This window comes from Inquilinus sp. 2KB_23, from assembly GCF_052115705.1.
Classification (GTDB): domain Bacteria; phylum Pseudomonadota; class Alphaproteobacteria; order DSM-16000; family Inquilinaceae; genus Inquilinus; species Inquilinus ginsengisoli_A.
Genome location: NZ_JBFRHF010000007.1, coordinates 56,631 through 71,181 on the forward strand (window position 1 = coordinate 56,631; position 14,551 = coordinate 71,181).

Here is a 14,551-nt window from a genome sequence, read left to right on the forward strand (position 1 = left end):
CGCGGTCGAACAGGACGTTCGCCTAATTCGCCGCATGCTCTCTGCGGCCGGCAGCTACGGGGTCACGGTCTCGGCCTTGGCTTCGTCCGGCGCTGCCGTGGCTGGGTTGCGCAGCAGGGCGGCGCCCAGCACCGCGGCCAGCGCCGCGAAGCAGGCCCCGACCAGGAAGGCGGCCTGGTAGCCGCCGAGCAGCGCCACCAGCCGGTCGGCGCCCGCCGCCAGCAGCCCGCCAGTGCGCGCCGCGGCCAGGCTGGCCAGCACGGCCAGGCCCAGCGCCCCGCCCATCATGAAGGCGGTGTTGACCACGCCCGAGGCCAGGCCGGAGTCGGTCGGCCCCACCTCGCTCATCGCCGCCAGCAGCAGCGGGTTCAGCGCCATGCCGGCGCCAAGACCCAGCAGCAGCATGCCGGGCAGGACATGCAGGGTGAAGCTGCCGTCGACCGGGGCCCAGGCGAACAGCGCCAGCCCGGCCGCGGCCAGCAGCAGCCCCCCGCCCAGCGGCGCCCGGATGCCGAAGCGCATCACCAGCCTGGCGGACAGGCCGAGCGAGAAGGCGGCCATGATCAGATTGGACGGCAGGAAGGCCAGGCCGACCGCCATCGGGTCGTAGCCCAGCACCTGCTGCAGGTACAGCGCCGACAGGAAGAACCAGGCGAACATGGCGGCGGCCCACAGGACGCCGACGATGTTGGCGACGGCCAGGCTGCGCAGCCGGAACAGGCCCAGCGGCATCAGCGGCGCGCTGACCCGCGACTCGATCACCAGGAACACCGCCAGCAGCGCCACCGCGCCGCCCAGCAGGCCGAGGGTGCGGCCGGAGGTCCAGCCGGCCTCGTTGCCGCCGACGATGGCGTAGACCGCCAGCATCAGCGCGGCGGTCACGGTGACCGCGCCGGCGATGTCGAGTCGGCTGGACGGGGCCTCGCCGCGGCCGGCGGGCAGCAGCATCAGCGACAGGGCGAAGACCGCGATGCCGATCGGCAGGTTGACCAGGAAGATCCAGTGCCAGCTGAAGGCGCCGGTCAAGAGGCCGCCGAGCAGCACGCCGATGCTGCCGCCGCCGGCGCAGACGAAGCCGTAGACGCCCATCGCCTTGGCCCGGTCGGCCGGTTCGGTGAACAGGTCCATGATCAGCGACAGCGCCACGGCGGAGACCACGGCGCCGCCCAGCCCCTGCACCGCGCGGGCCGCGACCAAGAAGGTCTGGCTGCCGGCCAGGCCGCAGGCCAGCGACGCCAGGGTGAACGCCGCCAGGCCGATCAGGAACAGCCGGCGGTGGCCGAACAGGTCGCCCAGCCGGCCGCCGAGCAGCAGGAAGCCGCCGAAGGTCAGGAGATAGGCGTTCACCACCCAGGCCAGGCTGGCTTCGGTGAAGCCGAGATCGGCCTTGATCGAGGGCAGGGCGACGTTCACCACGGTCGAATCCAGCACGATCATCAGCACGCCGAGGCACAGGATGGTCAGCGCCAGCCAGCGCCCGCTGCCCGGCGCCGGGGGCACGGAGGTCCGGTCGGTGGTACGGCTGTCCGTCATGATGGCGTTTCCCCTTCGCTTGCGCCGGTCCCGGCCCGGCGCCCGTGACGCGATGGCCCGGCTCTCCGCCCGATCTGTCGATCGGGGGCGGCGCGGTTTTTGTTAACTGTGTGGTTCAGTATCATGTCACGATGGACCACCGCAAGAATCGCAGGGGGACTTTAATCCGGCCCTCGACCCTCGGCCCCGTGGAAGCGGCTTTTGACCTGCGGCCTCGCCGCGCGGTAGAAGCAGCGCCTTCTGTTCCTTCCTCACAACCCTTCCGGTCAGCCGATGATCTCCATCAGCCAGCGCATCGCCGACGAGCTTGCGGTTCGCGAAAACCAGGTCGCGGCCACGATCGAACTGCTCGACGGCGGCGCCACGGTCCCCTTCGTCGCCCGCTACCGCAAGGAAGCGACCGGCGGGCTGGACGACATCCAGCTGCGCGCGCTGGATGAGCGGCTGCGCTATCTGCGCGAGCTGGAGGAACGGCGGAAGACGATCCTCGACAGCATCGCCGAGCAGGGCAAGCTGGACGACGGTCTGCGCGCGCAGATCGAGGCGGCCGAGACCAAGGCGCGGCTCGAGGACATCTACCTGCCCTACAAGCCGAAGCGGCGGACCAAGGCGCAGATCGCCCGCGAATCGGGGCTGGAGCCGCTGGCCGACGGGCTGCTGGGCCGTCCCGAGAACGACCCGCAGGTGGCGGCCGAGCCCTTCGTCGACGCCGAGAAGGGCGTGGCCGATGTGGCGGCGGCGCTGGACGGCGCCCGCTCGATCCTGGTCGAGCGCTTCGCCGAGGACGCCGATTTGATCGGCAGCCTGCGCGAGGAGCTGTGGTCGCGCGGCCGCCTGCTGTCCAAGGTCCGCGAGGGCAAGGAGACCACGGGTGCCAAGTTCTCCGACTATTTCGACTATGCCGAGGTCCTGACCAAGCTGCCCTCGCACCGCATCCTCGCCTTGTTCCGGGGCGAGAAGGAGGAGGTGCTGTCGCTGACGCTGGAGCCGGAGCAGGCGCCCGAAGACTCCGCGCTCAAGGACAAGGCCCCCGGCCTCTACGAGCAGCGCATCGCCCATCGCTTCGGCGTGGTCGCCCAGGGCCGCCCGGGCGACCAGTGGCTGGCCGAGACCGTGCGCTGGGCCTGGCGCACCAAGATCCTGGTCCATCTCGACGTCGACCTGCGGCTGCGGCTGTGGCAGGCGGCGGAGGAGGAGGCAGTGAAGGTCTTCGCCGGCAATTTGCGCGACCTGCTGCTGGCCGCCCCGGCCGGCACCCGCGCCACCATGGGCCTGGACCCGGGCTTCCGCACCGGGGTGAAGGTCGCCGTGGTCGACGCCACCGGCAAGGTGCTGGCCACCACCGCGATCTTCCCGCATGAGCCGCAGAAGCGCTGGGACGACTCGATCGCCACCCTGGCCGAGCTGGCCAAGACGCATGCCGTCGACCTGATCGCCATCGGCAACGGCACCGCGTCCCGCGAGACCGACCGGCTGGCCGCCGAGCTGATGAAGCTGCACCCGGACCTGAAGCTGACCAAGGCGATGGTGTCCGAGGCCGGGGCCTCGGTCTATTCCGCCTCGGCCTTCGCGTCGCAGGAGCTGCCGGACATGGACGTGTCGCTGCGCGGCGCGGTCTCGATCGCCCGCCGGCTGCAGGACCCGCTGGCCGAGCTGGTGAAGATCGACCCGAAGTCGATCGGCGTCGGCCAGTACCAGCACGACCTCGCCGAATCCAAGCTGTCGCGCTCGCTCGACGCCGTGGTCGAGGATTGCGTCAACGCGGTCGGGGTCGACCTCAACACCGCCTCCGCGCCTCTCCTGGCCCGGGTCTCGGGCGTCGGCGAAGGCCTGGCGCAGAACATCGTGCAGCATCGCGACGCCAACGGGCCGTTCCGGCTGCGCGCGGCGCTGAAGGATGTGCCGCGCCTCGGGCCCAAGGCGTTCGAGCAATGCGCCGGCTTCCTGCGCATCCCCGGCGGTGACGACCCGCTCGACGCGTCCGGCGTGCATCCGGAGGCCTATCCGGTGGTGCGCCGGATCATCGAGGCGACGGGTGGGGAGATAAAGGCGCTGATCGGCGATGCGGCCACCCTGCGCGGCCTGTCGCCGGAGGCCTTCACCGACGACAGCTTCGGCGTGCCGACGGTGACCGACATCCTGCGCGAGCTGGAGAAGCCGGGCCGCGACCCGCGCCCGGGCTTCAAGACCGCCACCTTCAAGGACGGCGTCGAGAAGCTGTCCGACCTGCAGCCGGGCATGGTGCTGGAAGGCGTGGTGACCAACGTCGCGGCCTTCGGCGCCTTCGTCGACATCGGTGTGCACCAGGACGGGCTGGTCCACATCTCGGCGATGTCCAAGACCTTCGTGAAGGACCCGCGCACCATCGCCAAGCCGGGCGACGTGGTGAAGGTCAAGGTGCTGGAGGTCGACCCCCAGCGGAAGCGCATCGGCCTGACCATGCGGCTGGACGATGACGGCGCCGCCCGCCCGCCGCGCCGCGAGGGCGGTGGCACCCCCGGCGGCCGCGACCGTTCAGGCCCGCCGCGGCAGCACCAGGGCCGCCAGGGGCAGCCCGGGCAGGGGCAGCCGCGCCAGGCCCAGGCCGGACAAGGCCAGCCGCGGCAGGACCGGCCACGGCAGGAGTCCGGGCCGCAGCGCGAGGGCCAGTCCAGGCCGCAGCAGCAGCCCTACCAGCAGAAGCCCCGCGCCCCGGCGCCGGAGCCCGATGGCGCCATGGCCGAGGCCCTGCGTCGCGCCGGCCTGGCCGGCAGTGGCACCAGCAAGCGGCGGTAGCGATCAGGGCGGGGAGTCGCTTCCGTCTTCCCTTAATCGTCATTGCGAGCGCAGCGAAGCAATCCATGCCAGGCGGCTCCATGGATTGCTTCGTCGGCTGCGCCTCCTCGCAATGACGATTGAGACCTTGCCGCTGGGAGAGTCGTCGCGCGTGTCGGAGCCGCTGCACATCCCCCGCCCTTGACGCTTCAGCCCCCGATCGCGTCCCATCTCCCGGCCATGCCCTCGCCGTCCAACCGCCCCACCTCGCCGCCGAACCGCACCGTCGCCGTCCTGGCCTATGACGGGCTGTGCACCTTCGAGTTCGGCGTCGCGGTCGAGGTGTTCGGCCTGCCGCGGCCGGAATTCGCCGAGTGGTACCGCTTCACCGTCTGCGCCGTCGAAACCGGGCCGCTGCGCGCCATCGGCGGGGTTCAGGTCACGGCGGCCGCCGGGCTGGAGGCGCTTGAGGAGGCCGGCACCATCGTCGTCCCCGGCTGGCGCGACATCCGCGAGATCCCGCCCGAACCGCTGCTGGCCGCCCTGCGCCGGGCCCGCGACCGCGGTGCCCGGCTGGTCTCGATCTGCTCCGGCGTGTTCGTGCTGGCCGCGGCCGGGGCGCTGGCCGGCCGGCGGGTGACCACCCATTGGCGCTACGCCGAGGCGCTGGCCGCGCGCTATCCCGACATCTCCGTGGTGCCCGACGTGCTGTATGTCGACGAGGGCCAGGTGCTGACCTCGGCCGGCAGCGCCGCCGGGCTCGACCTCTGCCTGCACATCGTGCGGCGCGACTGGGGGGCGCGGATCGCCAACCAGGTGGCGCGGCGCCTGGTGGTGCCGCCGCACCGGGAGGGCGGCCAGGCCCAGTTCGTCGACCGGCCGGTGCAGGTCGAGGACCGGCCGCGCCTGGCCGCGCTGTTCGACTGGATCAGGCGCAACCTGGCCGAGGACCTGCCGCTGGATCGCCTCGCCGACCAGGCCGGGATGAGCCTGCGCACCTTCCTGCGCCGCTTCCGCGACGCCACCGGCATGACCCCGGCGGAATGGCTGGTCGGCGAACGCCTGGCGCTGGCCCGCGACCTGCTGGAGACCACGGAACTGCCGGTCGAACGCATCGCCACCGAATGCGGCTTCGGCTCGGCCGACACGCTGCGCCACCATTTCCGCCGCCGCCTCGCCACCAGTCCCGCGCGGTACCGCGCGGGCTTCAGCCTCGGTTGAGCCGGGGCAACGCCATGTTCCGTCTGTTCGTCGCCATCGCCATCCCCGAAGTCCTGCGCCAGCGCCTGGCCCTGCTCCAGGGCGGCGTGCCCGGGGCGCGCTGGACCAACCTTGCGGATTTCCACCTGACCCTGCGCTTCATCGGCGAAGTCGACGCGCTGGAGGCGGAGGAGATCGACGAGGCGCTGCGTGCCGTCGCCGCGCCGGGGTTCACCCTGGCGCCGGACGGCGTCGGCCATTTCGGGACGAAGCGCGCGGCCACCATCCTGTGGGCCGGGGTGGCGGCGGAGCCGGCTTTGCGCTTCCTGCACGCCAAGATCGACCGCGCTTTGGTCGCCGCCGGCCAGCCGCCGGACGACCGCAGCTACGCCCCCCACGTCACCCTGGCCCGGCTGCGACAGGCGCCGGCGGAGCGGGTGGAGCGCTGGCTGCTGGAGCACGGGCTGTTCCGCGCCGACCCGTTCCCGGTCGACGCCTTCCACCTCTACCAGAGCCATCTCGGCCGCGAGGGCGCGGTCTACGAGATCCTGGAAAGCTATCCGCTATCGTAGGTTGGGTTCGCATTCGCGAACCCAACCTACACGCTCACCGCGGCCTGATCCCCAGCCCCATCGCCTGGCGCATGAAGAAGCGCTTCACCGGCGGCAGGCGGCCGACGGCGGCGAGGCCGATGTCGCGGGCCAGCTGCACCGGGGCCAGGTCGGTCGAGAACAGCCGGTTCAGCCCGTCCGTCGCCAGGATCATGGCGACATTGTCCGGCCGGCGCCGCTGCTCGTAGCGGCGCAGCAGAGTGGGATCGCCGAGGTCGAGGCCCAGCCGGCTGCGCTCGACCAGCAGCTCCGCGAGGACGGCGATGTCGCGCAGCCCGAGATTGAGGCCCTGGCCGGCGATCGGGTGGATGCCGTGCGCCGCCTCGCCGATCAGCGCCGCGCGGCGGGTGCTGTAGTGCCGGGCATGGACCACGCCGAGCGGGTAGGCGAAGCGCTTGCCCAGCGTCCGCACCGGCCCCAGCCAGTCGCCGACCTTGGCCTGCAGCGCGGCGTCGAAGGCGGCGATCGGGCGATGCACCAGGTCGTCGGCGGTGTCCGGCTCCTCGGTCCAGACGATCGAGGAGCGGTGGGTGCCCACGGCGTCGTCGGTCATCGGCAGCACCGCGAAGGGGCCGGCCGGCAGGAAATGCTCGACCGCGATGCCGTCATGCGGCTCGGCATGGGCCATGACGCAGACCACCGCCTTCTGGCGGTAGGCGTGGCTGCGCGCCGGGATGCCCAGGGCCTGGCGGGTGAAGGAGGCGCGGCCGTCGGCGCCGATCATCAGGTCGGCCCGCACCACGCGTCCGTCCGCCAGGGTCACCGCGGCATGGCCGGTTCCGGTCTCGACCGCCACCACCTTGGCCGGGGCGATGTGGCGGACCGTCGGCAGCGATTCGAGCCGCTCGAACTGCGCCAGCCGCAGCAGCCGGTTCTCGACGATGTGGCCGAAGGGTGCACCATCCGATTCCGCCGCCATCTCCTGGTGGTCGAAATGCAGGAACACCGGCGCCCGGCCGTCGGCGATGCGGATGTCCAGGATCGGCTCGGCCTGGCGCGCCACCGCATCCCACAGGCCGGCCCCGGCCACGATCTTGCGCGAGCCGAAGGACAGGGCGGTGGTGCGGCCGTCGAACTCCGGCAGTGTGCGGGTCGCCGCCGGCTCCTGGTCGAGGATGACGGTGTCGATGCCCGCCTGGCCGATCGCGGCCGCCATGGTCGCCCCGGCCAGGCCGCCGCCGACCACGACCACCTGGGTGCGCAGGGAAGTGCTGTCGTTCATGCCGCGCAGAATCGGTGTGCCGCGCCCCGCTGTCCAGTGGCGCCGTGTCGCGTCGGCTCCGTTCTGCCATCGCAATGTGATAGAGTTCCTGCCGGCGATCGGAGCGATGGCATGGTCCGGATCCTGTTTCTCACCTCCCTCATCCTGGTGGCCGCATGTTCCGAGCGGCGGGGCGTCGGCCTGGCCGGCGGCGGCAGCTGGGGCTCCTCCGGCGGCAGCGGCAGCATGATGGCGCTGTCGATCCCGATCGGCCCCTGAACCTCAAGGTTTGCCGCGAGTCGGGCGCCGATCCTGATTCGTTCGTGATTCGTCCGTTCGTTCTCAAAGCGTGCCGACCCGGCCACACTGTGGCCGGAAAAGCGTCCGGCGCCGGCCGCGGCGCCACGCTTGATTTGACAGGAGAGGTCAGAAGAACGGATAAAGTAGTTGGAATCTAAGAGCTGTTTCACGGCGGCCTTGGGCTGCCGGAGGCGAGGGGGAAAGGCCGGCAACGGCCGGTCCGGCACGGAAGCGGGTGTTGCAGAAGAGCATGCGGGGCGTTCGACTCAACGAGGCACTGGAACGGCTCGCGGACTATCCGTTCGCGCGCCTGGCGTCCCTGCTGGCCGGCGTCACGCCGCCCGAGGGGCTGGCGCCGCTCGCCATGTCGGTGGGCGAGCCGCAGCACGCGCCGCCGGCCTTCCTGGCCGAGATCCTGGCCGCCAACGCCGACAGCTGGAACCGCTATCCCGGCATTGCCGGCACCCCGGCCTTCCGCGAGGCCTGCGCCGCCTGGCTGCAGCGCCGCTTCTCCCTGCCGGCTGGGCTGATCGACCCCACCCACATCCTGCCGCTGTCCGGCACCCGCGAGGCGCTGTTCCTGGCGGCCCAGCTGGCGGTCGACCACAGGCCCGGTGCCAACCAGGTGCCGGCGGTGGCGCTGCCCGACCCGTTCTACGCCCCCTATGAGGGCGCGGCGACCATGGCGGGGGCCGAGCCGGTGTTCCTGCCGGCAGGCCCGGCCACCGGCTTCCTGCCCGACCTCGACGCGCTGGAGGCCGACGCCCCGCTGCTGGCGCGGCTGAAGCTGCTCTACCTCTGCAACCCGACCAACCCGCAGGGCGCCGTCGCCAGCCGGGCCTATCTCGACCGCGCCATCGGCCTGGCCCGCGCCCACGGCTTCATCCTGGCGGCGGACGAGTGCTACGCCGAGATCTACGACCAGACGCCGCCGGTCGGCGTGCTCGAGGTCGCGGCGGCGCGGGACGGCGGGTCGCTCGACAACCTGCTGGTGTTCCATTCGCTGTCCAAGCGGTCGAACGCGGCCGGGCTGCGCAGCGGCTTCGTCGCCGGCGACCCGGCGCTGGTCGCCGCCTTCCTGCGGCTGCGCAACCACTCCGCCGCCGGGATGCCGCTGCCGATCCAGGCGGCCTCGGCCGCGCTGTGGGCCGACGACGCCCATGTCGTCGCCAACCGCGCGCTGTACCGCGCCAAGTTCGATGCCGCCGAGGCGGCGCTGGGCGGCCGCTTCGGCTTCCGCCGGCCCGAGGGCGGGTTCTTCCTGTGGCTGGATGTCGGCGACGGCGAGGCGGCGGCGCGCCGGCTGTGGGCCGAGGCCGCGATCCGCACCCTGCCGGGCGGCTATATCGCGCATTCGGTGCGGCCGGAGATCGGCCGCCGCTACCTGCGCATCGCCGTGGTGCATGATTCCGAGACCGTCGGCCGGGCCTTGACCCGGCTCGGCGAGATCCTGTCCCAGGGCGACTCTGCAGCGCCTGGGGCCGCAGCATGACGAGGGCCGCATGACGATGGCCGGAACCCCCTCCCGCGGCAACCGCACCGCGGTGACGCGCAGCTCGCGCGGCGCCCCGGCCAAGCGCTCCTTCCTCCCGCCCGTGGTGCGCGACTTCCTGCGCAACCGGGTGCGCGAGCTCAGCGGCCTCGGCATCGCCACCCTCGGCTGCGGCGTGCTGGTGGCGCTGGTCAGCTACGACCATGCCGACCCGTCCTGGAACACCGCCAAGGCGGGGATGGCCAACAACCTGCTCGGCCGGCCCGGCGCCCATCTCGCCGACCTCCTGATCCAGACGCTGGGCATTGGCGCCTTCCTGCTCGCCGTGCTGCCGCTGTTCTGGGCCTGGCGGCTGATGCGGCACCAGCCGCTGGACCGGCTGTGGTGGCGGGTCACCAGCATGCTGTTCGGCGTGCTGCTGCTGGCCGCCGGCCTGTCGCCGCTGCCGGCGATCGAAGGCTGGGCCGCGCGCGGGTCGCTCGGCGGCGTGGTCGGCAGCATGCTGCTGCACCGCATCTCCGACACCATCATCCTCTCGGCCGGGCCGGTCGCCACCTTCTGGCTGGCGCTCGCCGTCGGCGCCCTCGGCCTGCTGCTGGTGCTGATCGCGCTCGGCCTGTCGCCGACCGAATGGCAGAGCGTCGGGGCGGTGATCCGCGCCGTCACCCGCGCCGGCTGGGCGGTCAGCGCCAGCATGACCCGCACGCTCGGCCGGGTGCTGCGCTGGCTCGGCCTACGCACCCTGGAGGGCGCCGGCACCGTCGCCGGCAGCATGATGCGGCGCGAGCCGGCCCCCGCCACCGCGCCGGCCTTCGCCATGCCCGAGGCGGGGCCCGCCGCCCGGCCGCGCTTCGCCCGCGCCAACCCGCCCGCCCCGCGCAACCTCGAGCCGGGCGACGAGCCCGCGCCGTCGCGCCCGCCGATCATCATCGGCGGCGGCGACCGTCCTGCGATCGACGACGATTACGGGCCGGAGGAGGATGACGACGACCTGATCGACCTGCCCTCGGCCCGGCCGGTGGTGGAACCGCCACGCCGCCCGGTGCCGCCGCAGCGCGTCGCCCCTGCCGCGATCGAGCCCCCGGCGCGACGCCCGACCCCGCAACCGCCGCGCCAGACCAGCTTCGAGCTGGCGCCGTCCGACACCTACGAGCTGCCGCCGCTCGACCTCCTGACCCTGCCCGACCCGACCAAGCGGCCGGCGGTGATGGACCCGCGGGTGCTGGAGCAGAACGCCGCGGCGCTGGAGCAGGTGCTGAGCGATTTCGGCGTCCGCGGCTCGATCGTGAAGGTCAATCCCGGCCCGGTGGTCACGCTGTACGAGCTGGAGCCGGCGCCCGGCACCAAGTCCAGCCGCGTCATCGGCCTGGCCGATGACATCGCCCGGTCGATGAGCGCGGTGTCGGTCCGCGTCGCCGTGGTGCCCGGCCGCAACGTCATCGGCATCGAGCTGCCGAACCCGAAGCGCGAGATGGTGCTGCTGCGCGAGCTGCTCGATTCCGACCAGATGGAGAAGGCGGGGTCCAAGCTCGGCCTGGTGCTGGGCAAGGACATCGGCGGCGGCCCGATCATCGCCGACCTCGCCCGCATGCCCCACCTGCTGGTCGCCGGCACCACCGGCTCGGGCAAGTCGGTTGCCATCAACACCATGATCCTGTCGCTGCTGTTCCGGCTGCCGCCGGACAAGGTGCGCTTCATCATGGTCGACCCGAAGATGCTCGAACTCTCGATCTACGAGGGCATCCCGCACCTGCTCGCCCCCGTCGTCACCGATCCGAAGAAGTCGGTGGTGGCGCTGAAATGGGCGGTGCGCGAGATGGAGGACCGCTACCGGGCGATGTCCAAGGTCGGCGTCCGCAACATCGAGGGCTACAACCAGCGGCTGCGCGAGGCCAAGGCCAAGGGCGAGGTGCTGACCCGGCGGGTGCAGACCGGATTCGACCCCGACACCGGCAAGCCGCTGTTCGAGGACCAGCCGATCGACCTGACCGAGCTGCCCTACATCGTCATCATCGTCGACGAGATGGCCGATCTGATGCTGGTGGCGGGCAAGGACATCGAGGCGTTGATCCAGCGCCTCGCGCAGATGGCCCGCGCCGCCGGCCTGCACCTGATCATGGCGACGCAGCGGCCCTCGGTCGACGTCATCACCGGCACGATCAAGGCCAACTTCCCGACCCGCATCAGCTTCCAGGTCACCTCCAAGATCGACAGCCGCACCATCCTGGGCGAAGGCGGGGCGGAGCAGCTGCTGGGCCAGGGCGACATGCTGTACATGGCCGGCGGCGGCCGCATCACCCGCGTCCACGGCCCGTTCGTGTCCGACGGCGAGGTCGAGGAGGTGGTGCGCCACCTCAAGGCCCAGGGCGAGCCCGCCTACAACGACGCGGTGCTCGAGGACCAGGACGACGGCGGCGCCTTCGACTCGCTCGGCCTCGACGGCGAGGGCGGCTCCGGCGACGACCTGTACGACCAGGCGGTGGCGCTGGTGGCGCGCGAGCGCAAGGCATCGACCAGCTTCATCCAGCGCCACCTGCAGATCGGCTACAACCGCGCGGCGCGGCTGATCGAGCGGATGGAGCAGGAGGGCGTGGTCAGCCCGGCCAACCATGTCGGCAAGCGCGAGGTCCTGGCGGGCAACCACTAGGGCTGGGTGTCTGCCGCCTCGTTCGGGCTGGATGGTTACGTGGATTTCATGTCCAGCCCACCGGGGCGTCATCCGGGTCGCGCTACCGTCTCCTCATCGGAGCCAAGACGCGGCCTCCCGCCTCGCCTCTCCTCCGATCTTCGTTGACTCTCGATGGAGATCGTTATGCGCAGGAGCCTTCTGTTCGCCGTGCTCACGGTGCCGGTTCTCGCCGCGGCCCCCGCCTTTGCGGCGTCGCAGGCCCCGGCCGCCGCCGGCGCCACCACCATGGTGAAGTCCCATCACCACGCGGCGCGGACCACCCACCACAAGCGCGCCACGACGGCGACCAGCGAGCAGGATCAGACCCGCAAGCTGAACGAAGGCCAGCTCAGCAAGGCCCCGTAACCGGTTAGGGCCGCCCCAAAGGACCTCGTCCCCACCCCCCCCWTCCGAGACGAGATCCCGCGGCCCCAGAGGCCCGGCTGCGCGAGCAGCCGGGCCTCTTTTTATGGCCGCGGCAGATCCGGCCGCGGAGGCCTCGGTTCTACATCTGTAACGTGAAACATCGTTCATGATGTCGTTTTCCGGGATCCATTCGGCGCCGTTCCTTGTTGAGGATCTGATCGGACCAGATGCTGCGGTCGGTCCGCCGTCGCAGCCCCGGTCTCTTGGACCCTTCGATGGAGATCTTTATGCGCAGGAGTTTTGTCTTCGCCGCCCTCGCCCTGCCGGTGCTGTTCGCGGCGCCCGTCATGGCGCAGACCACGACCGAGCCGAGCCCCGGCGCGGCGCCTGGCGTCGAGGCTCCCGCCGCCTCGCCGTCGCAGTCCATGGATTCGATGGACCACAAGACCCAGCATCACCGCCGCCATCACGCCCGGACCTCGAGCGACGACCAGGCAACCACCCATCACCGCCGCGGCTCGAAGGCCTCGAGCGCCGAAGAGGAACAGACCCGGCAGCTGAACCAGGCTCAGCTGAGCGGTGGGGGCGCCCCGGCCCCGGCCCAGGGCATGCAGGGGCAGGGCATGCAGGACCAGATGGCGCCGTCGGGCCAGATGCCGGCCGATCAGGGCGCGCCTGCCGGAGACGCGCCGTCGACCGACGGCGAGTGATCCAGCCGATCCCGCGCTGCCCCGGCGGCGTGACCACCCGATGACGGAGGCCCGGTCGCAAGATGCGGCCGGGCCTTTTTCTTTGGCCTCGGCGGCGGCGCCTCAGGCGGCGTCGGCCAGGATCAGCGCCGCGCCCTTCTCCGCCACCATCATGGTCGGGGCGTTGATGTTGCCGGCCGTGATGTTGGGGAACACCGAGGCGTCGACGATCCGCAGCCCGGCCAGCCCGTGCACCCGCAGCGTCGCGTCGACCACCGAAGTCCCCGCGTCCGGCCCCATCGCACAGCTGCCGCACAGGTGGTAGATCGAGCCGCTGTTGGCGCGGAACCAGTCCAGCAGCGCCGCGTCGCTTTCGGCCCCGGCCGAGGGCGGCATCTCCTCCACCGCGATCGCGGCCAGGCTCGGCGCCGCCATCATCCGGCGCGCCAGCCGGCTGGCCTGCAGCACCTCCTCGATATCGCGGTCGGTCGACAGGTAGTTCGGCCGGATCTTCGCCGCCGCCGATGCGTCGGGCGAGGCGATGGAGATGGTGCCCCGACTGGTCGGCCGGCACGCGTTGAACGCCAGCAGGAAGCCGGGATAGGGCTCGGGCTTCAGCCCGGCCTTCGGGCTGTCCGGGATGCGGTAGGACAGCGGGTTGAAATACATCTGGATGTTCGGCCGCTTCTCGTCCGGCGCGCCGCGGAAGAAGCCGCCTGCCTGGTTGACGCTCATGGCGAAGGGACCCTTGCGGGTCAGCAGCCAGCGCAGGCCCAGCCTGGCCTGGCCCCACAGGCTGCCGAAGTCGCCGTTCAGCGTCGGCACCCGCGAGCGGTAGTAGAAGCTGGCGCAGAGATGGTCCTGCAGGTTCTGGCCGACCGCCGGCAGGTGATGCGCCGTGGCGATGCCGGCCGCGGCCAGTTGCGCCCCGTCGCCGATGCCGGACAGCTGCAGCAGCTTCGGCGTGTCGACCGCGCCGGCGGCCAGGATGACCTCGCGCCGGGCGGTGAACACCCGGGTCTGCGATCCCTGCCGCACCTCGACCCCGGTCGCGCGGCGGTCGGCATCCAGGATGATCCGCCGGGCCAGGGCGTCGCGCTCGACCGTCAGGTTCGGCCGCTGCAGCGCGGGGTGCAGGTATTCGAAGCTGGAGGAGGACCGCTGTCCGTTGCGGGTGTTGACGTCGTAGACGCCGGCGCCCTCGATCGCGGCGCCGTTGAAGTCCGGGTTTGCCGGCAGCTGCAGCTCGCGGCAGGCGGCGAGATAGGCGTCGGTCACCGGATGGGTGGCGCCGCGCATCGGCGTGACATGGATCGGCCCGTCGCCGCCATGCCAGGGTGAGGCGCCGCCGGCATGGCGCTCCAGCTTGCGGAAATGCGGCAGCACGTCGCCATAGGTCCAGCCGGGATTGCCGGCCGCGGCCCAGTCGTCGAAATCGGCGGCGGCGCCGCGCACGAACACCATGGCGTTGATCGACCCCGACCCGCCCTGCACCTTGCCGCGCGGGCAGTAGATGCGGCGGCCGCCCAGCGCCGCCTCCGGCTCCGACCAGTACATCCAGTTGACCCGCGGGTTGTAGTAGCTGCGGGCGTAGCCGACCGGGATGCGGAACCAGACCGAATCATCGCGGCCGCCGGCCTCGAGCAGCAGCACGCTGTGCCGACCGTTCTCGCTCAGCCGTGCCGCCAGGATGCAGCCGGCCGAACCGGCGCCGACGATGACGTAGTCGTAGGTCAT

At 71.9% G+C, this 14,551-nt stretch carries 11 protein-coding genes; 8 read left to right on the plus strand and 3 right to left on the minus strand.

The genetic code is table 11. The features are described 5' to 3' along the window. Nucleotides 1-54: 54 nt before the first annotated feature. The gene (locus AB4112_RS10875; protein ID WP_309798173.1) at nucleotides 55-1,533 is read right to left on the minus strand and encodes a DHA2 family efflux MFS transporter permease subunit; all 1,479 of its coding nucleotides are present in this window, start codon (nucleotides 1,531-1,533) and stop codon (nucleotides 55-57) included. 273 nt (nucleotides 1,534-1,806) lie between these two features. Here AB4112_RS10875 and AB4112_RS10880 point away from each other — a divergent pair, with 273 nt between their 5' ends. The 3 genes from AB4112_RS10880 (at nucleotide 1,807) to thpR (ending at nucleotide 6,059) form a co-directional block, all read left to right on the plus strand. Beyond that, nucleotides 1,807-4,308, plus strand: coding sequence for a Tex family protein (locus AB4112_RS10880; RefSeq protein WP_441719398.1), 2,502 nt, complete (start codon nucleotides 1,807-1,809; stop codon nucleotides 4,306-4,308). 219 nt (nucleotides 4,309-4,527) lie between these two features. Continuing rightward, complete coding sequence (gene ftrA / locus AB4112_RS10885; RefSeq protein ID WP_441719401.1) at nucleotides 4,528-5,508, plus strand: transcriptional regulator FtrA; 981 nt, start codon at nucleotides 4,528-4,530, stop codon at nucleotides 5,506-5,508. Nucleotides 5,509-5,522: 14 nt separating this feature from the next. After that, nucleotides 5,523-6,059, plus strand: coding sequence for an RNA 2',3'-cyclic phosphodiesterase (thpR, locus tag AB4112_RS10890; protein ID WP_309798166.1), 537 nt, complete (start codon nucleotides 5,523-5,525; stop codon nucleotides 6,057-6,059). 34 nt (nucleotides 6,060-6,093) lie between these two features. Here the strand turns inward: thpR and AB4112_RS10895 are convergent, their stop codons facing one another. Then, complete coding sequence (locus AB4112_RS10895; RefSeq protein ID WP_441719405.1) at nucleotides 6,094-7,320, minus strand: UbiH/UbiF/VisC/COQ6 family ubiquinone biosynthesis hydroxylase; 1,227 nt, start codon at nucleotides 7,318-7,320, stop codon at nucleotides 6,094-6,096. Nucleotides 7,321-7,431: 111 nt separating this feature from the next. On the opposite strand from AB4112_RS10895, the gene AB4112_RS10900 reads away from it, so the two are divergent. The 5 genes from AB4112_RS10900 to AB4112_RS10920 all read left to right on the plus strand — a co-directional run bounded on the left by AB4112_RS10900 (nucleotide 7,432) and on the right by AB4112_RS10920 (nucleotide 12,835). Further along, nucleotides 7,432-7,578 carry a hypothetical protein gene (locus tag AB4112_RS10900; protein ID WP_441719407.1) on the plus strand — a complete coding sequence of 49 codons (147 nt, stop codon included), beginning with the start codon at nucleotides 7,432-7,434 and terminating at the stop codon, nucleotides 7,576-7,578. A gap of 271 nt (nucleotides 7,579-7,849) precedes the next feature. Continuing rightward, on the plus strand, nucleotides 7,850-9,091 hold the full coding sequence (locus tag AB4112_RS10905; RefSeq protein WP_441719410.1) for an aminotransferase class I/II-fold pyridoxal phosphate-dependent enzyme: 1,242 nt from the start codon (nucleotides 7,850-7,852) through the stop codon (nucleotides 9,089-9,091). 10 nt (nucleotides 9,092-9,101) lie between these two features. Beyond that, nucleotides 9,102-11,738, plus strand: a complete 2,637-nt coding sequence (locus AB4112_RS10910; protein ID WP_441719412.1) for a DNA translocase FtsK — start codon at nucleotides 9,102-9,104, stop codon at nucleotides 11,736-11,738. A 165-nt stretch (nucleotides 11,739-11,903) separates the two neighbouring features. Beyond that, nucleotides 11,904-12,125 carry a hypothetical protein gene (locus tag AB4112_RS10915; RefSeq protein WP_441719415.1) on the plus strand — a complete coding sequence of 74 codons (222 nt, stop codon included), beginning with the start codon at nucleotides 11,904-11,906 and terminating at the stop codon, nucleotides 12,123-12,125. 287 nt (nucleotides 12,126-12,412) lie between these two features. After that, nucleotides 12,413-12,835, plus strand: coding sequence for a hypothetical protein (locus AB4112_RS10920; RefSeq protein ID WP_309798155.1), 423 nt, complete (start codon nucleotides 12,413-12,415; stop codon nucleotides 12,833-12,835). 102 nt (nucleotides 12,836-12,937) lie between these two features. Here AB4112_RS10920 and AB4112_RS10925 read toward each other — a convergent pair whose 3' ends face one another. Further along, on the minus strand, nucleotides 12,938-14,551 hold the full coding sequence (locus AB4112_RS10925; RefSeq protein WP_441719418.1) for a GMC family oxidoreductase: 1,614 nt from the start codon (nucleotides 14,549-14,551) through the stop codon (nucleotides 12,938-12,940).